The 25,447-nt window shown below is 60.9% G+C and carries 23 protein-coding genes; 13 read left to right on the top strand and 10 right to left on the bottom strand.

Translation table 11 applies throughout. The annotated features are described in order from the left end of the window. Nucleotides 1-16 precede the first annotated feature (16 nt). Together eat and QMX86_RS04560 are read right to left on the bottom strand one after the other, a co-directional pair. Entirely contained in the window at nt 17-1,468 is a 1,452-nt protein-coding gene (gene eat / locus QMX86_RS04555) for an ethanolamine permease (RefSeq protein WP_282384280.1), read from the bottom strand. 172 nt (nt 1,469-1,640) lie between these two features. After that, nucleotides 1,641-3,161, bottom strand: coding sequence for an aldehyde dehydrogenase family protein (locus QMX86_RS04560; RefSeq protein ID WP_024014465.1), 1,521 nt, complete (start codon nt 3,159-3,161; stop codon nt 1,641-1,643). 302 nt (nt 3,162-3,463) lie between these two features. On the opposite strand from QMX86_RS04560, the gene QMX86_RS04565 reads away from it, so the two are divergent. The 4 genes from QMX86_RS04565 to QMX86_RS04580 all read left to right on the top strand — a co-directional run bounded on the left by QMX86_RS04565 (nt 3,464) and on the right by QMX86_RS04580 (nt 7,842). Continuing rightward, nucleotides 3,464-5,374 (top strand): sigma-54-dependent Fis family transcriptional regulator, encoded by a 1,911-nt coding sequence (locus QMX86_RS04565; protein ID WP_282384278.1) that lies wholly within the window; start codon nt 3,464-3,466, stop codon nt 5,372-5,374. A gap of 197 nt (nt 5,375-5,571) precedes the next feature. Then, nucleotides 5,572-6,921, top strand: coding sequence for a UDP-N-acetylmuramate:L-alanyl-gamma-D-glutamyl-meso-diaminopimelate ligase (gene mpl / locus QMX86_RS04570; RefSeq protein ID WP_016773007.1), 1,350 nt, complete (start codon nt 5,572-5,574; stop codon nt 6,919-6,921). Further along, nucleotides 6,918-7,565, top strand: a complete 648-nt coding sequence (gene ubiX / locus QMX86_RS04575; RefSeq protein WP_024014462.1) for a flavin prenyltransferase UbiX — start codon at nt 6,918-6,920, stop codon at nt 7,563-7,565. Before mpl ends, ubiX begins: the two co-directional genes overlap by 4 nt. Continuing rightward, nucleotides 7,558-7,842 carry a YceK/YidQ family lipoprotein gene (locus QMX86_RS04580; RefSeq protein ID WP_282384275.1) on the top strand — a complete coding sequence of 95 codons (285 nt, stop codon included), beginning with the start codon at nt 7,558-7,560 and terminating at the stop codon, nt 7,840-7,842. Before ubiX ends, QMX86_RS04580 begins: the two co-directional genes overlap by 8 nt. Before the next feature lie 130 nt (nt 7,843-7,972). Here the strand turns inward: QMX86_RS04580 and QMX86_RS04585 are convergent, their stop codons facing one another. The 3 genes from QMX86_RS04585 to QMX86_RS04595 all read right to left on the bottom strand — a co-directional run bounded on the left by QMX86_RS04585 (nt 7,973) and on the right by QMX86_RS04595 (nt 10,927). After that, nucleotides 7,973-8,614, bottom strand: a complete 642-nt coding sequence (locus QMX86_RS04585) for an oxidoreductase (RefSeq protein WP_016773010.1) — start codon at nt 8,612-8,614, stop codon at nt 7,973-7,975. Between the two features lie 27 nt (nt 8,615-8,641). After that, nucleotides 8,642-10,369 carry a C13 family peptidase gene (locus tag QMX86_RS04590; protein WP_282384273.1) on the bottom strand — a complete coding sequence of 576 codons (1,728 nt, stop codon included), beginning with the start codon at nt 10,367-10,369 and terminating at the stop codon, nt 8,642-8,644. Between the two features lie 102 nt (nt 10,370-10,471). Next, nucleotides 10,472-10,927, bottom strand: a complete 456-nt coding sequence (locus QMX86_RS04595) for a MaoC family dehydratase (protein WP_282384271.1) — start codon at nt 10,925-10,927, stop codon at nt 10,472-10,474. Between the two features lie 194 nt (nt 10,928-11,121). Between QMX86_RS04595 and QMX86_RS04600 the strand changes: the two genes are divergently transcribed. The 5 genes from QMX86_RS04600 to QMX86_RS04620 all read left to right on the top strand — a co-directional run bounded on the left by QMX86_RS04600 (nt 11,122) and on the right by QMX86_RS04620 (nt 13,762). Further along, nucleotides 11,122-11,484 carry a CidA/LrgA family protein gene (locus QMX86_RS04600; protein WP_016773012.1) on the top strand — a complete coding sequence of 121 codons (363 nt, stop codon included), beginning with the start codon at nt 11,122-11,124 and terminating at the stop codon, nt 11,482-11,484. Further along, a complete protein-coding gene (locus QMX86_RS04605) occupies nt 11,484-12,200 on the top strand; it encodes an LrgB family protein (RefSeq protein WP_016773013.1) in 717 nt (238 codons plus the stop codon). Before QMX86_RS04600 ends, QMX86_RS04605 begins: the two co-directional genes overlap by 1 nt. A gap of 10 nt (nt 12,201-12,210) precedes the next feature. Beyond that, nucleotides 12,211-12,801: an LON peptidase substrate-binding domain-containing protein gene (locus tag QMX86_RS04610; protein ID WP_073475682.1), complete on the top strand. Its 591-nt coding sequence runs from the start codon at nt 12,211-12,213 to the stop codon at nt 12,799-12,801. A gap of 112 nt (nt 12,802-12,913) precedes the next feature. Next, nucleotides 12,914-13,129, top strand: coding sequence for a hypothetical protein (locus QMX86_RS04615; protein WP_282384268.1), 216 nt, complete (start codon nt 12,914-12,916; stop codon nt 13,127-13,129). 72 nt (nt 13,130-13,201) lie between these two features. Further along, the gene (locus QMX86_RS04620) at nt 13,202-13,762 is read left to right on the top strand and encodes a hypothetical protein (protein ID WP_282384266.1); all 561 of its coding nucleotides are present in this window, start codon (nt 13,202-13,204) and stop codon (nt 13,760-13,762) included. Between the two features lie 55 nt (nt 13,763-13,817). Here the strand turns inward: QMX86_RS04620 and QMX86_RS04625 are convergent, their stop codons facing one another. From QMX86_RS04625 to QMX86_RS04645, 5 genes are all read right to left on the bottom strand, one after another. Then, nucleotides 13,818-14,153, bottom strand: a complete 336-nt coding sequence (locus QMX86_RS04625; protein WP_241664663.1) for a hypothetical protein — start codon at nt 14,151-14,153, stop codon at nt 13,818-13,820. A 76-nt stretch (nt 14,154-14,229) separates the two neighbouring features. Continuing rightward, entirely contained in the window at nt 14,230-17,712 is a 3,483-nt protein-coding gene (locus QMX86_RS04630; protein WP_282384262.1) for a calcium-binding protein, read from the bottom strand. A gap of 49 nt (nt 17,713-17,761) precedes the next feature. Next, entirely contained in the window at nt 17,762-19,654 is a 1,893-nt protein-coding gene (locus tag QMX86_RS04635) for a hypothetical protein (protein ID WP_282384260.1), read from the bottom strand. Between the two features lie 402 nt (nt 19,655-20,056). Continuing rightward, entirely contained in the window at nt 20,057-21,373 is a 1,317-nt protein-coding gene (locus tag QMX86_RS04640; RefSeq protein ID WP_016773020.1) for a bifunctional DedA family/phosphatase PAP2 family protein, read from the bottom strand. 154 nt (nt 21,374-21,527) lie between these two features. Beyond that, a complete protein-coding gene (locus QMX86_RS04645) occupies nt 21,528-22,253 on the bottom strand; it encodes a DNA-3-methyladenine glycosylase (RefSeq protein ID WP_282386077.1) in 726 nt (241 codons plus the stop codon). 177 nt (nt 22,254-22,430) lie between these two features. On the opposite strand from QMX86_RS04645, the gene QMX86_RS04650 reads away from it, so the two are divergent. The 4 genes from QMX86_RS04650 to rlmH all read left to right on the top strand — a co-directional run bounded on the left by QMX86_RS04650 (nt 22,431) and on the right by rlmH (nt 25,437). After that, nucleotides 22,431-23,702 carry a glutamate-5-semialdehyde dehydrogenase gene (locus QMX86_RS04650; RefSeq protein WP_282386065.1) on the top strand — a complete coding sequence of 424 codons (1,272 nt, stop codon included), beginning with the start codon at nt 22,431-22,433 and terminating at the stop codon, nt 23,700-23,702. A 1-nt stretch (nt 23,703) separates the two neighbouring features. Next, a complete protein-coding gene (gene nadD, locus QMX86_RS04655) occupies nt 23,704-24,393 on the top strand; it encodes a nicotinate-nucleotide adenylyltransferase (RefSeq protein ID WP_178081220.1) in 690 nt (229 codons plus the stop codon). Between the two features lie 72 nt (nt 24,394-24,465). Next, complete coding sequence (gene rsfS, locus QMX86_RS04660; protein ID WP_016773024.1) at nt 24,466-24,960, top strand: ribosome silencing factor; 495 nt, start codon at nt 24,466-24,468, stop codon at nt 24,958-24,960. Between the two features lie 9 nt (nt 24,961-24,969). Further along, nucleotides 24,970-25,437 (top strand): 23S rRNA (pseudouridine(1915)-N(3))-methyltransferase RlmH, encoded by a 468-nt coding sequence (gene rlmH / locus QMX86_RS04665; RefSeq protein WP_011063671.1) that lies wholly within the window; start codon nt 24,970-24,972, stop codon nt 25,435-25,437. Nucleotides 25,438-25,447: the final 10 nt, after the last annotated feature.

A 25,447-nucleotide genomic window follows, 5' to 3' on the forward strand; every position in this document is an offset into this window, starting at 1 on the left:
CCGTGGTTTTCGACAATCAGTGCAAGGCTTGTTCAGCTTTTTGAATCGCCGCGAATTCTTCTTCCGGCGTGCCCGCTACCAAGTGATGCCGACTGTAGAAAGCAAAGTAAGCAATTAACACTCCATAGATGATCGCCGCGCCGATCACCACCCGTGGATCGACGAGGAAGCCCGCCACCACGGCGATGCACGCCAATACCAGCGCTACACCCGAGGTGAAAATGCCACCCGGCGTGCGGTACGGCCGGTCCATTTTGGGGCGACGGATGCGCAGGGTGATGTGCGCGGCCATCATCAGCACATAGGAAATGGTAGCGCCGAACACCGCGACCAGAATCAGCAGGTCGCCCTGGCCGGTCAGCGACAGACCGAAGCCGATGATGCCGGGAATCACCAGGGCCAGCACCGGCGCCTTGCTTTTGTTGGTCTGCGACAGTTTGCGCGGCAGGTAACCGGCCCGCGACAGCGCGAAGATCTGCCGCGAGTAGGCGTAGATGATCGAGAAGAAACTGGCGATCAGCCCCGCCAGGCCGATGAGATTGACGAAGCTGCCCATCCAGGTCGAGCCACCGTAGGCCTTGCTCAGCGCTTCGACCAGTGGATTACCGGAGGTCAGCAGCGAATTCGCACCGGCGCCGCCGGGACCGACGATCAGAATCAGCAGGGCGAACATCAGCAGCACCAGCATTGCCCCGATCAGGCCACGCGGCAGATCGCGCTTGGGGTTTTTGGTTTCTTCGGCGGCCAATGGCACGCCTTCGACGGCGAGGAAAAACCAGATCGCATAGGGAATCGCCGCCCATACGCCGACATAGCCGAACGGCAGAAACGGACTGGCACCGACCGCAGTGGTCACCGGGATGTCGAGCAGGTTGGCGACGTCGAAGTGCGGCACCATCGCCACCAGAAACACCCCCAGCGCCAGCGCGGCGACGGCGGTAATGATGAACATCAGCTTGAGCGCTTCGCCGACCCCGAAAATATGGATGGCGATGAAGATGATGTAGAACGCCAGATAGATCATCCAGCCGCCAATGCCGAACAGCGACTCGCAGTAGGCGCCGATGAACACCGCGATGGCAGCGGGGGCGATGGCGTACTCGATGAGGATCGCGGTGCCGGTGAGAAACCCGCCCCACGGTCCGAAAGCACTGCGGGCGAATCCGTAGCCGCCGCCAGCAGTGGGAATCATCGACGACAATTCGGCCAGGGAAAAGCACATGCACAGGTACATGGTCGCCATCAGCAGCGTGGCGAGAAACATGCCGCCCCAGCCACCCTGGGCGAGGCCGAAGTTCCAGCCGGCGTAGTCGCCGGAAATCACATAGGCGACGCCGAGGCCGACCAGCAGGACCCAGCCGGCGGCGCCTTTTTTCAGTTCGCGTTGTTGGAAGTAGTCGGAGCCGACTTTTTCGAAGTCGACGGAGGAGCCGGTCGCCGGAGCGCCGGCCGGGGATTCGCTTGGCATAGGGTTCACCATTTTTATTGTTTTATTGGCCCGGCTACAGCCAGGAAACGGATCGTTCCCACGCTCTGCGTGGGAATGCAGCCCGGGACGCTCCGCGTCCCTTCGAAACCGAACGCGGAGCGTCCGTTGAGGCATTCCTTTGCTGCGCGTGGGAACGATCGGCATCGCAGGATCAGAAGAATCCCAACGGATTGATGTCGTAGCTCACCAGCAGGTTCTTGGTCTGCTGATAATGGTCGAGCATCATTTTGTGGGTTTCACGCCCGACGCCGGACTTCTTGTAACCGCCGAATGCGGCATGCGCCGGATAGAGGTGGTAGCAGTTGGTCCACACGCGACCGGCCTTGATCGCCCGGCCCATGCGGTAGGCGCGGTTGATGTCGCGGGTCCACAGGCCGGCGCCGAGGCCGAACTCGGTGTCGTTGGCAATCGCCAGGGCTTCGGCTTCATCCTTGAAGGTGGTGATGCTCACCACCGGGCCGAAGATTTCTTCCTGGAACACGCGCATCTTGTTGGTGCCCTTGAGCAGGGTCGGCTGGATGTAATATCCGGTGGCCAGGCTGCCCTCGAGTTTTTCCACCTTGCCGCCGGTCAGCAGCTCCGCGCCTTCGCCCTTGGCGATTTCCAGGTACGAGAGGATCTTGTCGAATTGCTGCTCCGATGCCTGGGCGCCGACCATGGTGTCGGTGTCCAGCGGGTCGCCGCGTTTGATCTGGCTGACTTTCTTCATCACCGCCTGCATGAATTCGTCGTAGATCGACTCCTGTACCAGTGCGCGCGATGGGCAGGTGCACACTTCGCCCTGGTTGAAGAACGCCAGCACCAGGCCTTCAGCGGCTTTCTCGATGAAGCTCGGCTCCGCCTGCATGATGTCTTCGAAGAAGATGTTCGGCGACTTGCCGCCCAGTTCCACGGTGGATGGGATGATGTTTTCCGCCGCGCATTTCATGATGTGCGAGCCGACCGGGGTCGAGCCGGTGAAGGCAATCTTGGCGATGCGCTTGCTGGTTGCCAGTGCTTCGCCGGCCTCTTTACCGAAGCCTTGCACGACGTTGAGCACGCCCGGCGGCAGCAGGTCGCCGATCAGTTCCATCAGCACGCAGATGCCCAGCGGGGTTTGCTCGGCAGGCTTGAGTACCACGCAGTTACCGGCGGCCAGCGCTGGCGCAAGTTTCCACGCGGCCATCAGCAGCGGGAAGTTCCACGGAATGATCTGGCCGACCACGCCCAGCGGTTCATGAATGTGGTAAGCCACGGTGTTGCCGTCGATTTCCGCAGCGCTGCCTTCCTGGGCGCGCAGGCAACCGGCGAAATAACGGAAATGGTCAGCGGCCAGGGGGATGTCGGCGTTGAGGGTTTCGCGGATGGCTTTGCCGTTGTCCCAGGTTTCGGTGATCGCCAGCAGTTCGAGGTTCTCTTCGATGCGGTCGGCGATTTTCAGCAGGATCAGTGAGCGCGCCTGCACGGAAGTGGCGCCCCACGCATCGGCGGCGGCGTGGGCAGCGTCCAGCGCCTTGTCGATGTCTTCGGCGGTGGAGCGAGGGAATTCGGCAATTGGCTGGCCATTGACTGGCGAGGTATTGGTGAAGTACTGACCTTTGACCGGCGCGACGAACTCGCCGCCGATGTAGTTGCCGTACTTGCTCTTGAACGAGACTTTGGCGCCGTCAGTACCGGGGTGGGCGTAACGCATGATGATGTTCTCCTTGGCTTTGTACTTATTAGAGAAACGCGCAAGTGCGCTTGCTATAAGCGTAGAGCAAGGCTCGGGCCACTGCCGTGCAGGTCAGGCAAATCAAGGGCTTGGCCGGTTTGTCTCGGACGAGTGGAGTGGTGCTGTGACGGTATCGGTACAGCACGGGTGACAGTTTGTACCGCTTGCGGCACAGCCCGTGACCGGGCGGTCTTGCCAGCATTGCATTGCCGGAGCCGCTGGAGGATGCTGGGCGTCACCTCATGCTTTGGGCCATCGCGCCCCGGGGAGAACAATAAGAAATGCACGACAACCATTTGAGTCGCCATGCCCGCCAGGTTCTCACCGTCACCCAGGGCAAACCGCACCTGCACGGCCCCGGCGCCGATCCATCGATCGCCCGTTCGTGGCTGCGTTGCCTTGAGGACTACCACCTCGATCCTTCTGTGACCATGGCGCCGACCGTGCTCGAGCATGGCCGAGTGCTGGAAAGTCGCGAACGTCTGCAACAAGTGCTGCAAATCGCCGGCACCGAGATGAGCAGCCTGCATCAGCAACTCTCCGGTGCCGGCCATGCGGTGCTGCTGACTGACGCGCGCGGTGTGATCCTCAATTGCGTCACCGCGCCGGCCGAACGGAAGATTTTCGAGCGCGCCGGTCTCTGGCTCGGCGCTGACTGGAGCGAAGCCTGCGAAGGCACCAACGGCATCGGCACCTGTCTGGTCGAGCGTCAGGCGCTGACCATTCACCAGGACGAACATTTTCGCGGCCGCCACACCGGGCTGACCTGTTCGGCGAGCCCGGTGTTCGATCCGCACGGTGAATTGCTGGCGGTACTCGATGTGTCTTCGGCGCGGCCGGACGTCTCGCGGCAGAGCCAGTTCCACACCATGGCGCTGGTCAATCTGTCGGCGAAGATGATCGAGAGCTGCTACTTCCTGCGCTGTTTCGACAATCAGTGGTTGCTGCGCTTTCATCTGCAGGCCGAGTCCGTCGGCCTGTTCAGCGAAGGGCTGCTGGCGTTTGACGGCGAAGGGCGGATCAGCGCAGTCAACCAGAGCGCGCTGAACCTGCTCGGGCATATTCGCGGTGGTTTGCTCGGTAAACCGGTGGAAGCGTTTTTCGATTGTTCGCTGGATGACCTGCTCGGGCGGGCGAGCGCCAACGCCAGTGCCAGTTGGCCACTGCGCACCCGTGATGGCCGGCATCTGTTTGCCGTGTTGCGCGGCGAATCGCGCAAACCTACTGCCATTGTTCCAGCGCCAATCGCTACTCCAGCGCCACGCCTGTCCGGCATCTGCCTCGGCGATGAAGCGTTGCAGGCGGAATTTCGCAAAGCCCTGCGCGTGTTCGCGCGCGACGTGCCGCTGTTGATCAACGGCGAAACCGGCTCGGGCAAGGAGGCGTTCGCCAAGGCTGTGCACCAGGCCAGCCAGCGCTGCGGCAATGCCTTCGTCGCACTCAATTGCGCGGCCATTCCGGAAAGCCTGATCGAGAGCGAACTGTTCGGCTATCGCGGCGGCAGCTTCACCGGCGCACGCAAGGACGGCATGCGCGGCAAGCTGCAACAGGCCGATGGCGGCACCTTGTTCCTCGACGAAATCGGCGACATGCCACTGGCGTTGCAGACGCGCTTGCTGCGTGTGCTGGAAGATCGGCAAGTGGTGCCGATTGGCGGCGAGCCGCAAGCGGTAGACGTGCGCATCATCAGTGCGACGCACCGCAATTTGCTCGAGCGGGTCGAGGACGGCAGCTTTCGCGAGGATCTGTATTACCGCTTGAACGGGCTGGAAGTGGCGTTGCCGGCGTTGCGCGAGCGCAGTGATAAATCGCAGTTGCTGGATTTTCTCCTGGCGGAGGAGGCAGGGGGCGAAACAATTCTGATCGACGAACCGGCGCGGCAGGCGTTGCTCGCATTCAACTGGCCGGGCAATGTGCGGCAGTTGCGCAATGTCCTGCGCACGCTGGCGGCGTTGTGTGATGGCGGCCGGGTCGGCGTTGAGGATTTACCGGTGATGATTCGCCAGGCGCGACCGGCGGCTGCGCCTGCGCAGATTGCCGCGCAGCCACTGGATGACGCCGAGCGTGTCGCATTGCTCAATGCGCTTGAGCAGACGCGCTGGCATATGACCCATACCGCTGAACAGCTGGGCGTCAGCCGCAATACGCTGTACAGAAAGCTTCGCAAGCACGGCATCGCTCGCTCTGCCTGACCGACCTGATCGTTCCCAGCTCCGCGTGGTAACGCCTCCCCGGACGCTCCGCGTCCGCTTTGGGACGCAGAGCGTCCCGTGCTGCATTGCCACGCAGAGCGTGGGAACGATCCTGTCGAACAGGCCCGCCCCTCAGCTAAAGAGTGCCATTTCCCCCTCCCTACGCTAACCTGCGGCCATGTTTTACGAGGTCGACTATGCACATTCATATTCTGGGTATCTGCGGGACTTTCATGGGCTCGATGGCGGTGTTGGCCAAAGAGCTGGGCCATCACGTCACCGGCTCCGACGCCAACGTCTATCCGCCGATGAGCACACAGCTCGAGGCCCAGGGCATTCAGCTGACGCAGGGTTATGACCCGGCGCAGCTCGATCCGGCGCCGGATCTGGTGGTGATCGGCAATGCCATGTCCCGTGGCAACCCGGCGGTGGAATATGTGCTGAACAAAGGCCTGCCGTACGTCTCCGGCCCGCAGTGGCTGGCCGATCACGTCCTGCAAGGGCGCTGGGTGCTGGCCGTGGCCGGTACCCACGGCAAGACCACCACCAGCAGCATGCTCGCCTGGGTGCTGGAGCATGCCGGCATGAGCCCGGGTTTCCTCATCGGCGGCGTGCCGCAGAATTTCTCGGTATCGGCGCGCCTGGGCGGTACACCGTTCTTTGTCATCGAGGCTGACGAATACGACAGCGCGTTCTTCGACAAGCGCTCGAAGTTCGTCCACTACCGTCCGCGCACCGCGATCCTGAATAACCTTGAGTTCGATCACGCCGACATCTTCCCTGATCTGCCGGCCATCGAACGTCAGTTCCACCACTTGGTGCGCACCATCCCGAGCGAAGGTCTGGTCATCCACCCGACCACCGAACCAGCGTTGCAGCGCGTGATCGAGATGGGTTGCTGGACCCCGGTGCAAACCACCGGTGCCGGCGGTCAATGGCAGGTCAAGCTGCTCAGCGAGGACGGCTCGGCGTTCGAAGTGATGTTCGAAGGCGTGTCCCAGGGCACCGTCGAGTGGGAATTGACCGGTCAACACAACGTCGCCAACGCCTTGGCTGCTCTGGCCGCCGCGCGTCATGTTGGCGTGGTGCCGTCCATGGGCATCGCCGGGTTGAGCGCGTTCAAGAACGTCAAACGACGCATGGAGAAAGTCGCCGAGGTGCGCGGCATCACCATTTACGACGACTTTGCCCATCACCCGACCGCCATTGCTACCACCCTCGACGGCCTGCGCAAACGCATCGGCGACGCGCCGCTGATTGCGATCATCGAGCCGCGCTCCAATTCGATGAAGCTCGGCGCCCACCGTGACGGTCTGCCGGACAGCGTGGTCGATGCCGATCAGGTGATCTGGTATGCCCCGGCCAACCTCGGTTGGGACCTCGGCGCCACCGCCGCATTGTGCACGGTGCCGTCGATTGTCAGCGATTCGCTGGAAGGCATCATCGAACGCGTGAAGAGCCAGGCGCAGCCCGGCACGCACGTGGTGATCATGAGCAACGGCGGCTTCGGCGGCCTGCACGGCAAGCTCGCCGAGGCACTGCAATGAACACTTTTTCCCAGGCCGGCGGCCCGGAACGCATCACCCTGGCGATGACCGGTGCTTCGGGCGCGCAGTACGGTTTGCGCCTGCTCGATTGCCTGGTGCGCGAGGATCGCGAAGTGCACTTCCTGATCTCCAAGGCTGCGCAACTGGTAATGGCCACCGAGACCGACGTGTCCCTGCCGAACAAACCGCAGATGATGCAGGCCTTTCTGACCGAATACACCGGCGCCGCTGCCGGGCAGATTCGCGTGTATGGCAAGGAAGACTGGATGTCGCCGGTAGCCTCCGGCTCCGGCGCGCCGGCAGCCATGGTGGTGGTGCCGTGTTCGACCGGCACGCTGTCGGCGATTGCCACCGGCGCCTGTAACAACCTGATCGAACGCGCGGCGGACGTTACGCTGAAAGAGCGCCGCCAGTTGATTCTGGTGCCGCGCGAGGCGCCGTACTCGAGCATTCATCTGGAGCACATGCTAAAGCTGTCGAATCTGGGCGTGACGATTCTGCCGGCCTCGCCGGGCTTCTATCACCAGCCGCAGACCATCGATGACCTGATCGACTTCGTTGTGGCGCGGATCCTCAATCTGCTCGGCATCCCGCAGGACATGCTGCCGCGTTGGGGCGAGCATCACCTGAGCAGCGATGAATAAGCTGCTGGTGATTGTGCTGGCGCTGCAATTGGCTGGATGCGCTACCGTGCGCACGCTGGATGCAGCCAAACCCGGCGCACCGGTGGTGTACGCCGGGACGCGCCTGGATTTGTATGCGTTGAACGGCGGCTGCTGTGCGATGGACCGGTTCGGTGCCGAAGCGCCGAGCTATCCGGGCGTGGACCTGCCGGCCAGCGCGTTGCTCGACACGCTGTTGTTGCCGTTGTCGTTTCTCACCGTGATTGGCGTAGGTTTTCAAGCGACTGGTGGATTGTAGCGACTGATCGTTCCCACGCTCTGCGTGGTAACGCATCCTGTGACGCTCCGCGTCACGCTTTTTAGGACGCAGAGCGTCCATGGCTGCATTCCCACGCAGAGCGTGGGAACGATCATCATGGGCGGATGGATTATTTGCCGAGCTTCCTCAGCTCATCCGATTCGATCACCCGCACCCCATCCTGTTCTTCCAGCGCCAGGCGCCACATCGCTCGCGCCAACTGGCACGCTTCGATGCCGTGGTATTTGCCCGGAATCAGCTTCGACAACGGCCCGGCCAGTTGCTCGACCAGACGCGGTTCGGTGCGTTCGCCGAGTAACAGCGAAGGTCGGCAGATGGTCAGCTGCGGCCAGTTCTGCGCGCGCAGGGCCTGTTCCATTTCACCCTTGACCCGGTTGTAGAACACCGAGGAATTCGGATCGGCGCCAATCGCACTGATCACGATCAGGTGCCGTGCGCCCATCTCCCGGGCGCGCTTGGCAAACGCCACGACCATGTCCAGATCCACCGCGCGAAAGGCTTCTTCGGAACCTGCCTGTTTGATCGTCGTGCCGAGGCAGCAGTAGGCGATATCGACCCGGCCACTGAGCTGCGGCAGAAACGCCTGCGGGTCGCCGACCGGGTTTTCCAGATGCGGATGCTCGGCCAGCGGCCGGCGTGAAGGGGCGAGGACACGGGTAATCGTTGGCTCGTTGAGCAAACGGTCGAGCAGATGTTCACCGGTCAGTCCGGTGGCTCCGGCAAGCAATACGTGCTGAGGCGTCAAGTACATAGTGTCTCTCCCTTGATACTGTTCAGCTTAGTTGCCTTTTTTCGCCGCGTCGTTCAATGCGCTGCTTTGCAACGCTTTGCGCGCCTGCTGTTTACGCAGCAGCTGCCAATGCGACAGCACGGTTTTCGGCGCCCAGATCTGCGGCTCCGAGGCTTCGAAGCCGTCGGCCAGCTCGCGTTCGGCAACGGTGGCCTTGGCCAGTTTGAATGCCTGTTCGAGGTCGTCGGTCTGGTTCAGCGCCTGGGCGAACAGCGCGTCGCCGAAATAGGTGAAGTTGGCTTCTTCCGAGCAACCGAACGACACCCGATCGGCGCGTGAGGCGGTCATGATCAGCGTGCGTTCGTCTTTCAGCGCCGGGATGAAACCGCCGGAATAGCACGAAGAAATCACGATGACCTTGTCGCGATGCTTCAGCGGCGCGAGCACGGCGGCGAGCTCATCGGCGGGCAGGTCGGCCAGTTCCATGCGCGGCTGATCGAGCACCAGTTCATGCTCGGCGGTGCCGTGGCTGGTCAGATAAATGAACAGCAGATCTTCCGGCCCGCTGCGTTCGGCAAGGGCTTGCGCGGCGCGGCGCAGGTTTTCCCGGGTGGCCATCGGCCGGTCGCCGAGATGATCGCGATGATTGACCAGACGAATCTGGCCGAAGGCGCCGAAGCGCGTGTTGAGCATGTTGGCGACGTAGTCGGATTCACGCAGGAACACGCTTTGCTTGCCGTCGCCGCCAAGGGTCAGGGTGTACAACTCGACTGCCGGAGTCGAAGCGGGAATCGCCGCCAGTGCGTCGTCCAGCAACCGACCCTGGGCGAGCAAACCGAGTTCGAGGGTGTCGGGGAGCAATTTGCCGTCGGCGTCGCGCACGCGTTGGCCGTTGATCCAGGTGCCACTGAGCACGCTGCCATCGGTCAGCACCAGAGTGCCGCGTCCTGAATAGCTGTCGTTGTCGAAGCCGCCGATGTAGAAGCTGCCATCGGCCAGGTTCAAACGGCCCTGGCCGGTAAAACGCCAGTCATTGAACACACCGATGTAATGGCTGCCATCCGCGCCGATCAATTCGCCCTTGCCGGTCAGCGCGCCTTCCTTGAACTGGCCGAGCCAGACGTCGCCGTCGGCGTTCTCGTAGCGGCCCTTGCCGTGCAGTTGATTGTTCTTGAAACCGCCGACGTAGATATCGCCGTCGGCGCTGTTGTAGGTGCCGTTGCCTTCCAGTTGGCCGTTGACGAAATGCCCGCTGAACGAATTGCCGCTGGCATCGCCGCGCTGGCCTTCGCCGTTGGGTTTGCCGTGGGCGAACTGGCCTTGATAGGAGCTGCCGTCGTCCATTTCCAGACGGCCGAGGCCGGAATACTGGTCAGCCTTGAACTCGCCGCGATAGGTCATGCCGTTTTCTTTCAGCGTGCCTTCGCCATCGCGCCGGCCCTGCTTGAAACCACCGGTGTAACTGCTGGCATTGGTGCTCAGGCTGCCCTGACCATCGAACAGCCCTTGCTGGAACTGGCCGCGATAGACCTCGCCGTTGCTGCCATGCCATTCGCCTTGCCCGTGCCACTGACCCTTGTCGAACTCCCCGGCGTACCAGCTGCCGTTGGGGTAGTCGACGCGGCCCTGACCTTGCAGCAAGCCGTCGACCAGTTCACCGCGATAGCGACCGCCATCGGGCAGGCGCGCATCCGGCGGCAACAGCGATTCGCCGTCGCCGCAAGCGGTGAGGATCAGGGTCAGGGCAAGGGGTGCAAGTCGAGCGATTGAGCGCATAGCGGGATCCGGGCAATTAGGCGACCGAGTATGCCGCAGCTATGCGTCGCATATATACAGACGTGACGCGAAACAGCGTGCGCTGCTTCGCATCCGGGATGATCAGACGAAGCAGAGTGACAGCGGCTCGGCGATGTAGGCCGGTTTGTCCGAGCCTTCTATCTCCAGTGTCGCGGTAGCCTTGAGCAACCACTGGCCGGGTTTTTTCTCGGTGACTTCGACCATGTCGACCTTCAGTCGGACTTTCGAGTTGACCTTGACCGGCTGGATGAAACGCACGCTGTCCAGGCCATAGTTGACGACCATCTTCACGCCTTCGGGCAGCACGAGGATGTCTTCCATCAGTTTTGGCATCAGCGACAGCGACAGGAAACCATGGGCAATCGTGCTGCCAAACGGCGTTTGCGCAGCCTTGACCGGATCGACGTGAATGAACTGAAAATCACCGGTGGCTTCGGCGAACAGGTTGATGCGCTCCTGATCGATGATGAGCCATTCGGAACGTCCAAGTTCCTTGCCGACATAATCTTTGAGCTCTGCAACGGGAACATAGGGCATTGAGACTCTCCTTGGGTTCATCGGTTTTATAGTTTTTCAGGGGGCGGATTTGACCGGCCTGCGAACCACTGTAGATCATCATGGCGATTTGCTCAGGTCAACCGACCATGCTTTTGGCGAATGCCGGTCCATAGCGCCGGCATGCTTATAATGCCGAGCCCCTGCTGGCTGAAAATGTAAGACGGAGATGTCGGATGTTGTTACGTGGCCTGACCCTGCTGGTGCTGTTCCAATTGCTTGGCACCGCGCTCAATCATTTGCTGTTGCCGATATTGCCGGGGCCGATCATCGGGCTGCTGCTGTTGCTGGTGTTCCTGATCATTCGCGGTGAAGTCGGCGAGCCGTTGAATCAGGCAGCGGGCAGTCTGCTGCGTTATCTGCCGTTGCTACTGGTGCCGCCGGCAGTGGGCGTGATGGTGTATGCCACGGCGATTGCTGCGGATTTCTGGGCGATTGTCGGCGCGCTGGTGGTCTCGCTGATTCTGTCGATGGCCTTTGCCGGCGTGCTCATGCAGCGGCTGGTCAAACGTCACGCGCCGCCGGCGGAGGAGTCCTGATGCTGTTTGACTGGCAAGGCGCGTGGGCGTCGGTGATTCATCATCCGCTGTTCGGCATTGGCATCACCCTCGGCGCCTATCAACTGGTGCTGGCGGCGTTCGAGAAAACCCGCTGGATCTTTCTGCAACCGGTGCTGGTCTCCATGTTGTTGGTGATCGGTGTGCTGGTCGGCTGCGGCCTGACCTACGCGGAGTACCGCAAGAGCACCGAGATCCTCAGCATCCTGCTGGGGCCGGCCACGGTGGCGCTGGCGGTACCGCTGTATTTGAATCTGCGCCGCATCCGCCAATTGTTCTGGCCGATTTTTACTACGCTGGTGATAGGCGGGGTGGTCGCAACGGGCATGGGCGTGGCGCTGGGCTGGTGGTTCGGCGCCGATCACATGATCCTGATGACCATGGCGCCGAAATCGGTGACCTCGCCGATCGCCATGCTGGTCGCCGAGCAGATCGGCGGCGTGGCGGCGCTGGCCGCGGTGTTCGTGCTGATCACCGGGGTGATTGGCGCGATCTTCGGCCCGGCGCTGCTGACCCGCCTTGGCGTGCACAGCCCCGAAGCGCGCGGCATGGCGCTGGGCATGACCGCGCATGCGGTCGGCACGGCGGTGGCGATGCAGGAAAACGATGAGTGCGGCGCGTTCGCCGCGCTGGCAATGAGTCTGATGGGCGTGGCCACGGCGGTGTTCCTGCCGTTGGCGGTGTCGATGGTGGTGTAAGGAAATGTCTATGAGTCTGCCGCTTTTTCCGCTGAACACGGTGCTGTTCCCCGGCTGCAACCTCGATCTGCAGATCTTCGAGGCGCGCTACCTCGACATGATCGGCCGCTGCATGAAGCAGGGCGTCGGTTTCGGTGTGGTGTGCATCCTTGAGGGCAGCGAAGTCGGTGTGGCACCAGAAGGTTTCGCAATGGTCGGTTGCGAGGCGCGGATCACCGATTTCGAGCAACAGGACAACGGCTTGCTCGGCATTCGCGTGCATGGCGGACGGCGCTTCACTGTGCTGCGCACCGAAGTGCAGCGCGATCAACTGATTCTGGCCGAAGTCGAGTGGCTCGATGACGAGCCCGAGCAACCGTTGCAGGACGAGGACGCCGACCTGGTCGCGCTGCTCAAGGCGCTGGCCGAACACCCGATGGTCGAGGCGTTGAACATGGGCACCGAAGCCGCCGGGCAACAGGCGCTGGCCAATCAGCTTGCCTATCTGTTGCCTTTTGCCGAAGAGGACAAGATCGATCTGCTGCAACTCGACGACCCACAGCAACGGCTGGATGCGATCCAGGCATTACTCGATGAACTGCAGGGCGAGCTGTTCGCCTAGTTTCACTTTGAATCAACTCAAGCTGCCTGCCAGTATTGTTTCGCTTTTGTCTTTGTCTTAATTTCAAGTTGCTCGCAGGATGCGAACAACTTGAAAACAACAAGGATAAATCATGACTTTATATGAAGATGAACGGGCATTCTGGGACGATATTGCTGGCAAGTATATCTTGAAGCATGCCGGTACTGATCATAACGTTGGCCATGTCATTGGGGCGGCAGCGATTTATGCGGATCGCATGGTAATGGCCCGGCGGAAACGAAAAACCGAAAACATTCCGGATGGCGATGTTCTGCGGATGTCGGCAACAGCCACAGTCGCTATCTGATCCTTTTCCTTTTTCAACTTTTCTGTCGCTGTCTTGAACATGACAGCAGAGTGTTTACCAATGGATAGTTCTATGTTTTTGGCAAAAGTAAACAATGAAAGCTTCAGCGCCAATCTTTATCTGGACGGTCTTCCTGTAGTTCTTAATCAGCAACGCCTGCAACAGACCCTGCGCCACAAGCGCATAACTCAAGGCGAAAAACTCGATGCTGAAGTGGGGTTGGCCGACTCGCGGACATCCGCCCTTATCACCCTGGCTGACAATGAGGACGATGCTCCATTGCTGTTGAGGTTTGTTCCTGAAGGTAACTGTTACGCAATTCAAGTGATACATCCGGGCGTGTTTGACGGTGCGCGATTATTCATCGAAGACAAGACACATAATTTGCTGGTCAGCACCAGCGCTCCGGCACAACTTTATTCAATCAGTACCTACGGCGTGGCCAAGGCTTCTTTAAGCAATATCGCATCCGGCCCGGCTTATATCGAATTGAACAGCGAGCCGAAAGATAAACCGCTGTATCGTCAGGTAAGCGATGGCATGAGCAAATTCCTCGACGCGAACCCCAACGGGACAGGGCATAACGCCTTCAATCCAAAACCGGCACGGTTTGTGATCAGCGTGCTCAAATAGCGCAACGCCGCAATTGAAGGACAGACGCCATTCGTTATCGAATGGCGTCTGGATTTCACGGCCGATGATGTTCAGCAACGGGCCAGACTATATCGTTGGAACATCCTTTCCTGCCCTTGGGCAGCCTCACTATGGGGCCCTTGGAGGCAGTTACGCGATCGATCAACTGATCGTATGAATTGTTGTGATTGCCCCCCGTCCGTTCACTGGGCAATCTGGCGCGCCAGGCTTTGATCAGATCGTGGTACGCCACCATCACTGTCTGCCCTGCGGCCGATCCGTCGTCGTTGGCGATGTCTGCGAACTTGCGCCCCTTGTATTCTTTCAGGCCGTCTGCATCGGGGCGTAAAGTCCCGTCGATGTCTTGCAGGTAAGGCTCCAGCGGCGACATGGCAGACCGCTGAGTGCAAGTGCCGGAATGGAGGTCAGGTCCATCCCGGCACGTTGTTGAAACCGGCAGCGCGCGGTCAGTTGATGTGGACGGGGATGAACAGGTCTTCGCGTTTGACGCGTGTCTGCCGATCAGTCAGCAGGCTCCAGTGGCGGTTTACCGAGTTGTAAACCAGCGTGCCCACTGTGTCGGGCTGGTAGCCGATGTGAGTCACGTAGACCCGCGCTGCCAACTCGTTGCGCTGCCGGTGTTGCTCGATATCGGCCAACAGCGCATCGACGCTGGCGTAGCCTTGGGCATTGATCACGTACAGCTGCAAGATCTCGAACAGCAGCGAGACTTGATAAAGATTGCCGGCGGTGGTCGCCACGCTGACCGATTCCACCGGTGTGTCATCGCCGATATCCGGCAATTGCACAGTCACGCTGGCGATGCGCAAGCGGTTGTCCTGCAATTGGATTTCGTCGCGAGTGACGGTTTCGTCCATTGTCCTGGTGTACAGATTCCAGCTTGAGGCGTTGGCCGTTTTTGCCGCAGCCCCAGGTGTGGCCAGGCGCACGATGCAGTTGCTGGCCAGGTAGATGTCGTACGTGGCGCTGTGACCCTCAAGCAGATAAATGCCGGTATGCGCCCGGGATTCGATGACGATTTTGCTGGGGCGATCGGTCAGCATCGGCTTCTCACTGATGGTGGGCCGGGTGAACGGGTATTTGCCGTTGCGCCGTTTCAGCCAGCTTCGAGTGCTGACCTGTCGTGCGCCGGGGTTGTTGGCGTCCGCTTCGTAGTCCAGGTGCGGCAGTTGCAGGCGATAGGACACTCCGTCCCGCATGACCACAACGATGTCTTGCGCCAATTGCGGCGTGGTGACTTTGAGGCTGTTGCGCCCGCTGTACCCGGTGGCGGCAGCGATCGGTTGAATCACGCCCTTGAATGCCAGCACTTTTGCCGGCAACCGCAGCGACAGGCAGAAGTCTTTGTAGGTCAGGTGAGTATTGCCCGAAACGCCTTTGCGCACCTGGACGGCATAGCTGAGCTCGACGTCGATGATTTCGTCGTCGCCGTAGTCCAGAAAAACGCTGCGCGGCCTGGTGCCGCTGCGTGCGATGACGAATTCGACCTCGCGCTGCGTACGGGTGACAAAATGCCGGCCCAGGCTCTGATCGTCGATCGTCACCGTACCGCCATTGACGATCGCCGGGGCAGGGGCGGGCTGACCAATGACTGTCACGGCGACATCGATGTCCTGACTCAGCGCTGGACCTGGTTCCTGAGGGAGCTGAGCCAGCAGTTCGTAGCCATCCTGGGTGCGGAACAGCCATCGATCGTTATGCAGCCGACGCTGGCCGTCGACCATTCGATAGACGTTTTCCAGGGTCAGCACGTGGTCTGGGTCGTCGCCGTCCTTGCCGCGCAAGGAATTGATCACCAGCGAGGTGCCGATGATCTGCCAGCGCTGAATCACCGCGTGCGGCCAGCCCAACTCGATCACGCTCGAATGCGCGCTGTCCTCGGTAATTGTCGTGCGTGCGTTGGTGTGAGCGATGTAATAGCGATCGACGCCGCTACCGCCGTCCACGTGACATTCGAGGCCATAGATGGCAATCGTGTCGTTGCCGGCACCGGCGCTGACGCGATCATGGCCATGGGCGGAGATCTGGTTGGCCTCGGTATTGCCGATGACGTGGCTGCTGCCTTTGCGCAGCGTCGAAACGTTCTCGAACGATGTCAGGTGCGCGACTTCAATGCCTGGGCTTTCCGGGTCCAGACCACGCAGCGTGACCTTGCCGCTCGGCAGGTCAATCCGATGGCCGATGTGTCGTGTATCAGTGGCCGGCCGCTGGCCTTCAAACGCAAACGTATCGCTACCGTCGCCGCCATCCAGCACATTGATGTGCGGCGGTTTGGTCAGCCGATCCAGTTCCTCGTCAGCGACCTGCTGATAGAACGCATCGTTTTTGTCGCCACCGCTGAGCGCCTTGTGTCCCTGGCGGTAGGTAAACAGGTTGGGCTGCGCCTTGACGCCAGCGACACGGTCATTGCCATCGCCCAGGCGCCAGAACACGCCTTTGCCTTCGCCTGCACTGCCGTTGACAACGCCCTTGAGGTTGTCGGGTAATCCATGGCTTGCGTCGATGACATCGTCGCCGCCGACGATCACCGCCTGGCTGTCGAGTCTGAACGGCAGCTGCCCGACGCTTTCGTCCCACTGGTAACGCCATAGTTCGACAGGGCGCAATTCGGCGCGAAACGCGCCATTGACCACTTGGGCGATCCAGTCGCTGTAAGCGCCGGCAAGCATGTCTTTGGCCGACAGTTCGAGCTGTTTTTCGTAGTCACTGGAAAGCCTGGACAGCTTGAAGCGATCCATCACTTCGGCGTCCAGTTCCTTGCCGGTAAAAGCGAACCATCCCGAGCGCAGACGCTCGAGTGTTGTCAGTTCGATGTAATCATCGATCTGGTCGACGACCCTGGCGGCTTGATAGATCAATGAACCGGAGATGAGCAGTGCGGCAGCCGCGAGGCCGAGCGGGCCGGCAACACTGCCGAAACCGGCCAGCGCGGCGACGCCCAGCACCAGGCTGATGCCAGCGCCCGCTACACTCAGGGCAGCGCTGAAATAATGGTCCTGAGCTTCTTTGCCCGATGACGCGGCGGCGGCGTTGAACGATTTGATCGCGTCGACGATGTCGAACGGCAAGGTAATCGCGCTGGCGAACAGTCCAGCGCCACGGCTCATGTATTTGCCGATCGAGGTCAGCGCAAAACCCCTCAGGACATTGCTGCCCTGAGTCAGCATCGCCTGGCCGGTTCTGGCCAGACCCCGCTCGATGATCAGCGAGCCGAGTTCTGCGGCGATGGATCCGCCGTAGTAGAGCATTTCCAGCGCCTCGCCTTTTTTGATCGCATCGGTCAGGGCCATGTAGCCGCTGTAGATGCCGAAGGCTTGCATGCCGACTCCTGCGCCGCTCATCAAATAGCTTTTGGTCTTGTTGATCCAGCCGGGCGCGTGTTCAAACGTGTCCGCCCGGTGGATTTCCAGCTTTTGCGCAGCCTTGCCCAATTTGTTGAGACGATCCATGGCGCTGCCCGAAACCAGCGGCGTATCACTGACGAACAATGGGCCGGCATCGACCGAGCGCTTGCAGGCAATCTCATAGAACAGCAGTGCCGCCATGTCATTGTCGGGAAAGTCCACGGCTTGCAAGCGGGACTGCACCTTTGCGGACTCGAAATGGAGTCCGTCCAGAAAAGCCTGATCCACGCGCTTCATGTTGGCATTCGCCGGACTGACAGGTTGACCGTCTACGGTCGCCCCCAGCGCTTGCAACTCGACCCGACTGATCACGACCTCGCCGATACGCAGTGGGCCCAGGTGTTTGTCGATTGCCTTCAGAGTCTGGCGAAGGGATGGGGGGCTGTCAGGCACCTCGCCTGGCACGTCCGCTCGATCGGGCATGGGTGTGGACGGCGTATGGGCATTGGCCGAGGCGTCTATGGGGGTAACTTGAAGCGCGCGCACGTGGGCGACATGAGCCGCGGGAACGATGAGTTTCGACACGTATTAATCCTTTAATGGTGTGCATGAGGAGCCGGTTTCCCTGGCGGCTTTACTTGAGCATTTGAAGTTCGGGCCAGGCGATGTCATGGGCAAACTCGTCCTTTTTGCCTGAGAGCCTGAGTATCGGCAGGCCCGCCGTCTCCACCTGGTCGATCAACTGGTCGTATTCGAACCGGTTAAAGTGCCCGGCATGGGTGGCCGCTTCGATGCGATCAGCGTTTGCGCCAGCCTGCTCTTTGATGTCTTCGACCCTGGCGCCCTTGGTCAGGTCTGTGTTCAGTAACCAGACACGCTCGGCTGAAACTCCGCTGCGCGTGACCGAGATCAGCCCTTCGAAATCGTCGGAGGGGAACCAGGTCGGCGGGGTGTCGCGCGCAGCGGAATTGAACATCATGTTTTCTTCGTGGGGGACGACCTCCAGATCGCGCGTGTCGAGCGCGTAGAGAAACATTTCCGTCTGCCGCGTGCGCGTGGACCGGTAGCCGCGTTCGTGATCCCATGCCACAGGGCTGTCAGGATCCGACCAGTCTGACGAGGAGTCACTCGGTGTATCACTGGCGTCGCTTGCGCCGCTTTCCGAACCGCTGTCGCCCGTGTCGCGTCCCGGGTATTTATGGGTCTGGCTGTTGAAACGCAGGTATTCGGGATCGGGGGCGCGGGCATATCCCTGTCCTGCCTGGAGACTGAACGTCGCGCTGATCGGCTTGTGTGTGGTCGCGCCGGGTTCGTGGTGATAGCGCGGCAGCATGGTGCCGTCGTTCGCCAGCTCGAACGGCGTGCGCTCGTCACCGCGAAACAGCGCCGGAATGTCCGTGCGGTACAGGCAGTTGTTCTTGTTGCGCAGATAACCGAGCTGTTTCAACAGCGCTTCGCGCACCTCGGGGGTCAGGCTGTTTTCTGCGTCGTACCAATCGTGGCGGGCATTGCGCTTGAGGTTGAGCTGCTCGAGCGCATCGGCGGCAAACTGGTCGAAGCGTTGCGGGTTGCTGACGTCCTCCAGCAAGCGCTTGTGCGCCAGTGCCCACGCCGGGAGCGTCAGATGGCTGCCCATTTCCTGCTGCAAACGCGACAGTTGCCTGGGCAGCAGATTGAACGATTGCAGAAAGGCTTCGCGCTCGGCAAAGCCCATCTGCGGGTGCAGCCAGCGCAACGAGTCGCGCAGCAGATCGGTCCGCGGATTTTCCGTGGTTGTGGGGTGTGCCCACTGTGGCGGCGTGCCGGTAGCCTGGGCTTCGACACGAAAGCGCGCGATGTCCTCGCCGTGTAGCCCATATAGCTGCCATATCTCATGATCGGTCCACTGTTTGAGGTGGAGCGGCGACGCTGCGAATCCACCCGCCGGAGGATCAACCGCTATGTAATTGCCATATGAATCCCGGAAGGCGAACAGCATGTCGTCTTTGCGTGAGCCAAATAGCGGATTCATTTCGTAATAGCCCTGAGCATCCGGCGAACGCCAGGATGGGCTGTAACGACTTTGATTGATGGGTGTTGTCACTTGGGCGAGGCGCGGTCGCTTTGGCGCGGGTTGTTCGGTCAGGCGCCAGGTGGGGCTGTCTGCGTTTTTGTACAGGCGCGGTCCGGAGGGAACGCGCTCGGTGAGTAACTTGCTGCGTAATGCGCCGGTTTCATCCTCACCCACATGCGTGGTTTGCAGAGCTCCCTGATATTCGACGTCTGCGAACTTTCTGCCAACGATCCAGCGAAATCCATCATTGTCGGCAGGCTGCATTCCACGCACAAAGGTCTCCGATAACCAGTAATCGTTTATTGAAGTGGAATGTTCCGAGCGATAGGCGCTGTGTGCCGGTAACTGAAAGATTTCAACCGCAGGCAACCGCGGATTCGCATCGGCAAGGGCGCTGTCGAAGTTGGTACCGTGCAGCGCAAGATCGGGGATGCCGGCTCTTGGTGATATTTCAATGCTGCTGACATCAAACATGGGCCGATGTGGCGTTGGCACGTTTGCATCAGTTTGATGCGTCGTTGTGACTGACGTCTTGCGGGGTATTTTTGGACTCATGAAAGACTCGATAAGAAATGGATTGTTGTATGACTCGGCAGAACTTCAATGCGTGGTTTGAATAAATATGGATAGCCAGCAAATGTCCGAGTCGGGCCCATCAATCTAACGGTTTTTCAAAAGCGCGAAACACTGAGCAGGCATGTTTCAACTTGAATATGTAACGCTAGTTTTGCGTCGATCGAGAATGCGGAAATGTCGGTTTTATAGCCAGGAAAGTTAACCGGGAGGGAGGAAGTTTGCGTAGGTTGCAAGCGCCGCTCTTGTCGGAATGTTCCGAAAGAGCGGCGTATAAGAAATGTCGCTTGTAAATTGCCTGTTTTAGTAGGCGTAACGCAACAATGTATGTGGCAAGTGGCGCATAACGAAGAATCCGAACAGCGCGACCATGGACGGCAGGATCAGCCACCAGATCTTGAAAGGCATGGCGTTGAGCGGCGCCTGCCGCTGGTTTGACCACAGCATCGCGGCGCAGACGCAACTGGCAAGCATTGCACCGGCCAATATGTCGGTTGGCCAGTGCGCGCCGAGATAGACCCGCGACAAAGCAATGGAGAATGCCGGGATGCAGGCAATCAGCAGCCAGGTCAGGCGCATGCGTGGCGGCTGCCCGCGTCCGGCCAGGACACCCAAGGTCAGGAACAGGGCGAATGCGCCAGAAGCATGGCCGCTGGGCATGCTGTAGGTGGTCAATGGATCGCTGAGCACTTCCGGGCGTACCCGGGCGAAAAAATACTTGGTGCCGGTGTTGGCCATGGCGGTGATCAGCATGGTGGCGCCCGCGAACACTGCCTGGCGCCACTGCTTGCACAGCAACAGCAATATGACGAGCAGGGCGCTGAACAGCAGCATGTTGCGGAATTCGCCGATCAGGGTCAGCGTCACGGCGATTTCGTCCAGCGCTGGCTGGCGATGTTCCTGCACCAGAGTCATCACACCGTTGTCGAGCGCGGTGAGGTATGGATAGCCGATAAACAGCCCGATCAGGATCAACAGGCTCATGCCGCCGATCCAGATTGTCGCGCGACGATGGCGGCGCACGCTGCTGTTGACGCTCAGGCCGACCATCACCGCAATGCTGGCCGCGACAATCCCGGCTTCGAGCCAGAAACCTTCAGGCAATGGCAGGCGGAACGCTGCGCCCGTGGCCCAGCCCGGCAACAGATAAGCCAGGCTCCAGCCCGCAGCGGCCAGCAGGCTGACGGCGAAGAAACGCGGGAAGGGCATGTCGCACATCCCGGCGACCATCGGCAGCATCGGCCGCAGCGGGCCGATGAAACGCCCGACCAGCAGGCTGGCGATGCCATAGCGTTGGAAGTACGACTCGGCGCCGGCCATCCATTCCGGGTGATGGCGTAGCCCGGGGAGGCGGCGGATGTTCTGGTGGAAATGGCGGCCGAGGAAGTAGGAAATCAGGTCGCCAAGAATGCCGCCAAGAAAGCCCAGCAGCAGCGTTTCGCTCAATGACAGCGCGCCGCTGCCGGCCAGCACCGCCACGGCAAACAGCAGCACCGTGCCCGGCACGATCAGCCCGGCGATCGCCAGACATTCCACGCACGCCACGATGAACACCGCTGCGGCCAGCCACTGCGGATTGGCGCCGAGCCATCCGGTGATGCTATCGAGCCATGGGCCCATACAGAAAAACTCCATTGATTCTTTAAGTAATTGTTACGCGTTTCACTGCTGGCCCGTGGGAGCGAGCCTGCTCGCGAATACGCTGTGTCAGACGATAGAAACGTTGGCTGGCACGACCCCTTCGCGAGCAGGCTCGCTCCCACAGGGGAGGTCATCATTCATTGACGGATTCGGCGTCGGTTACGGGAAGCAAAATATAATCCCGGCCTTCGACCTGACCCCGTCGCAGCGGGTTCCGCGTGCACCATTGCGCATACGCAGCGTCAACGAAGCGATACATCAGGTGTTCATCACGGCCCAGCGGGATGCCCAGCCGGGTGGTTTGAATAATCTGCGAGGGTGCCGGCCCCGTATCTTCGACCAGCAACAACTCATGGTCGAAACGCTTGGCGTCCCACATCGGTACTTTCAAACCGAGTGCCTTGCACAGCAGCGTCTGCCCGGCGCATAACTTCTGCGTTGGCCGCGGTCGGCCCTGGGCATCGGGATTGTTCAGCAGCATCTGCGCCAGACTCGCCGGACCGCTCACTTCATCGACCCACGGATAGGCGGATTTGATCAGCACGGCATTGCCCGGACCTTGCGCACTGAAGTTCAGCGAATCACCGCCGCGGGCGTAGTACATATAGATGTGGCCGCCATCCAGAAACAAAGCCTTACGTTTTTCTGTATAGCCGAGCGAGGCATGACTGCCTTTTTCCGCGAAGTAATAGGCTTCAGTCTCGATGATTCGCGCACTCAGCCACAGATCACCGACGCGATGGCGGATGACTTTGCCGAGCAGCGCCTGCGCCAGAACCTGGGCGTCGCGGTCGAAAAAACTGTCCGGCAGGCCCACGGGCATGCGCGCGGACTCGGGGCAAAGGGGCACGTTGGTCATGATGGGCAAGGTTTATCCAGGCTCAAGAGGTCGTGATGATAACAACGCTGAGCTTAATTACGTCTGAACGCCGGCCAAACGCAGCTCATTTCGACCATCCGCCCGTCACCGCTGTTAGTCCCGGGACGCGACAGCTATAATCTGCCGCTTTCCTCTTTGCCAAGACCCCAGCAGACCATGACTGAGTCCGTTCTTGACTACATGACCCGATTGGGTCGCGCCGCCCGCGCTGCCTCCAAGGTCATCGGTCGCGCCAGCACCGCGCAGAAAAACCGCGCCTTGCAGGCTGCCGCCAATGCTCTGGACGCTGCGCGCGCCGAGCTGGCCGCTGCCAATGAGCTGGATCTGGCTGCCGGTCGCGCCAGCGGTCTGGAGCCGGCGCTGCTGGAGCGTCTGGAACTGACCCCGGCACGCATCGACGGCATGATCATCGGCTTGCGTCAGGTTGCTGCACTGGCGGATCCGGTCGGCGCGATTCGCGACATGAGCTTCCGTCCGTCGGGCATTCAGGTCGGCAAGATGCGCGTGCCGCTGGGCGTGATCGGGATCATCTACGAATCCCGCCCGAACGTGACCATCGATGCCGCCAGCCTCTGCCTGAAGTCCGGCAACGCGACCATCCTGCGCGGTGGCTCCGAGGCGATTCATTCCAACCGCGCGATTGCCGCGTGCATTCAGCGCGGTCTGGCCGAAGCCGAATTGCCCGCCGCCGTGGTGCAAGTGGTCGAAACCACTGACCGTGCCGCCGTCGGCGCGCTGATCAGCATGCCTGAATACGTTGACGTCATCGTGCCCCGTGGCGGTCGTGGCCTGATCGAACGCATCAGCCGCGATGCCCGCGTGCCGGTGATCAAGCATCTGGACGGCATCTGCCACGTTTACGTCAGCGAACACGCCGATCTGGCCAAAGCCCAGCGCATCGCCTTCAACGCCAAGACTTACCGTTATGGTATCTGCGGCGCGATGGAAACCCTGCTGGTCGATGAGGCTGTTGCCAAGGATTTCCTGCCGTCGATGGCCGCGCAGTTTCGCGAAAAAGGCGTCGAACTGCGCGGTTGCGAGCGCACCCGGGCGATCATCGAAGCAGTCGCGGCCAGCGAAGACGACTGGCACACCGAGTACCTGGCGCCGATTGTGTCGATCCGCGTGGTCGACGGCCTGGAGCAGGCGATCGAACACATCAACCATTACGGCTCCCATCACACCGACTCGATCGTCAGCGAAAACCTCGCTGACACCCGGCGGTTCGTGGCGGAAGTCGACTCGGCCTCGGTGATGATCAACACGCCGACCTGCTTTGCCGATGGATTTGAATACGGATTGGGTGCCGAGATCGGCATTTCTACTGATAAGCTGCACGCCCGCGGCCCGGTCGGGCTCGAGGGGCTGACCTGCGAGAAGTACATCGTGGTCGGCGATGGCCAGTTGCGCGGCCAGGCGACGGTCTGACTTGACCGACCTCGACCTGACAGCGCCGCACACCGGCAGCGAGTCGCGCCCCCAACGCATTGGCGTGCTGGGCGGTACGTTCGACCCGGTGCATATCGGCCATTTGCGTGGCGCACTGGAAGTTGTCGAAGCGCTGGCGCTGGACGAGTTGCGCCTGATGCCGAACGCGCGCCCGCCACATCGCGGGACGCCGCAGGTGGCGGCGCAGGATCGGCTGGCGATGGTCGAGTGCGCGGTGGCCGGATTGCCGCCGCTGGTGGTGGACGCCCGCGAATTGCAGCGGGACAAACCGTCCTGGACCATCGATACCCTGGAGTCGCTGCGCGCAGAGATGCCCGCCGAGACCCAGGTTTTTCTGCTTTTGGGCTGGGACGCATTTTGCGGCCTGCCCACTTGGCACCGCTGGGAAGAGTTGCTCCAGCATTGCCACATCCTGGTGCTACAGCGCCCGGACGCCGACAGCGAACCGCCGGATGCCTTGCGCAACCTGCTGGCAGCGCGTTCGGTGAGCGACCCGCTGGCCCTGAAAGGGCCGAGCGGACAGATTGCATTCGTCTGGCAGACACCGCTCGCGGTTTCCGCCACCCAGATCCGTCAACTGCTGGCCAGCGGTAAGTCGGTACGTTTCCTGGTGCCCGACGCGGTCCTGGCCTACATCGATGCGCACGGTCTGTACCGTGCGTCGAACTGAACAAGGCGCGCTTCACCGATACGGATCACCGTATCCCCAAGCCGCCGAATACATGAGCAAAACGAGTTACATATGACTGATAAAGATCTACCGAAAGTAAAGCGCAAAGGCACGTTCAAGAGCGCACCACTGCCGGAAGCCGTCAACACCAATGAGCCGCTCAAGGGCGACGAACTGGTCAAGATTGCCGTCGCTGCGCTGGAAGACGTCAAGGCCCAGGACATCCAGATCATCGATGTGCGCGACAAGCAGAGCATCACTGACTACATGATCATCGCCACCGGTACCTCCAATCGCCAGATCAACGCGATGCTGGACAAGGTCCGCGAGGAAGTGAAGAAGCAGGGCGCCAAGCCTCTGGGCGAAGAAGGCAAGGGCGACAGCGACTGGGTTCTGCTCGACCTCGATCTGGTGATCGTGCACATGATGACTGCCTCGGCGCGTCAGTTCTACGACCTGGAGCGCCTGTGGGCCGGTGCCGAGCAAAGCCGTGCGGCCGATGCCAAGCACCACAGCCCGGAAAACACCCACGAGCATTTCACCAAGCTCAACAAAGACCAGTTCTAAGGGATTGCTGTGCGACTGCGCCTGATCGCCGTCGGTTCACGCATGCCCAAGTGGGTGGAAGAAGGCTGGCATGAATATGCCAAGCGTCTTCCGTCCGAGCTGGCGCTGGAACTGGTGGAAATTCCGCTCAATACCCGTGGCAAGAATGCCGACGTGGCCCGTTTCATCCGCCAGGAAGGCGAAGCCATGCTGGCCAAGGTCGGGCACAACGAGCGGATCGTCACGCTGGAGGTTCACGGCAAGCCGTGGAGCACCGAGCAACTGGCGGTCGAACTCGATCGCTGGCGCCTGGATTCGCGCACGGTCAACTTCATGGTCGGCGGCCCCGAAGGGCTGGCACCGGAAGTCTGTGCCCGCGCTGACCAGCGCTGGTCGTTGTCGCCGCTGACCTTGCCGCACCCGCTGGTGCGGATCCTGATCGGCGAACAGTTGTACCGTGCCTGGACCGTGTTGTCCGGCCACCCTTACCACAAGTAAGCCTGCCCTC

This window comes from Pseudomonas sp. PS01270 (assembly GCF_029959775.1).
Classification (GTDB): domain Bacteria; phylum Pseudomonadota; class Gammaproteobacteria; order Pseudomonadales; family Pseudomonadaceae; genus Aquipseudomonas; species Aquipseudomonas atacamensis.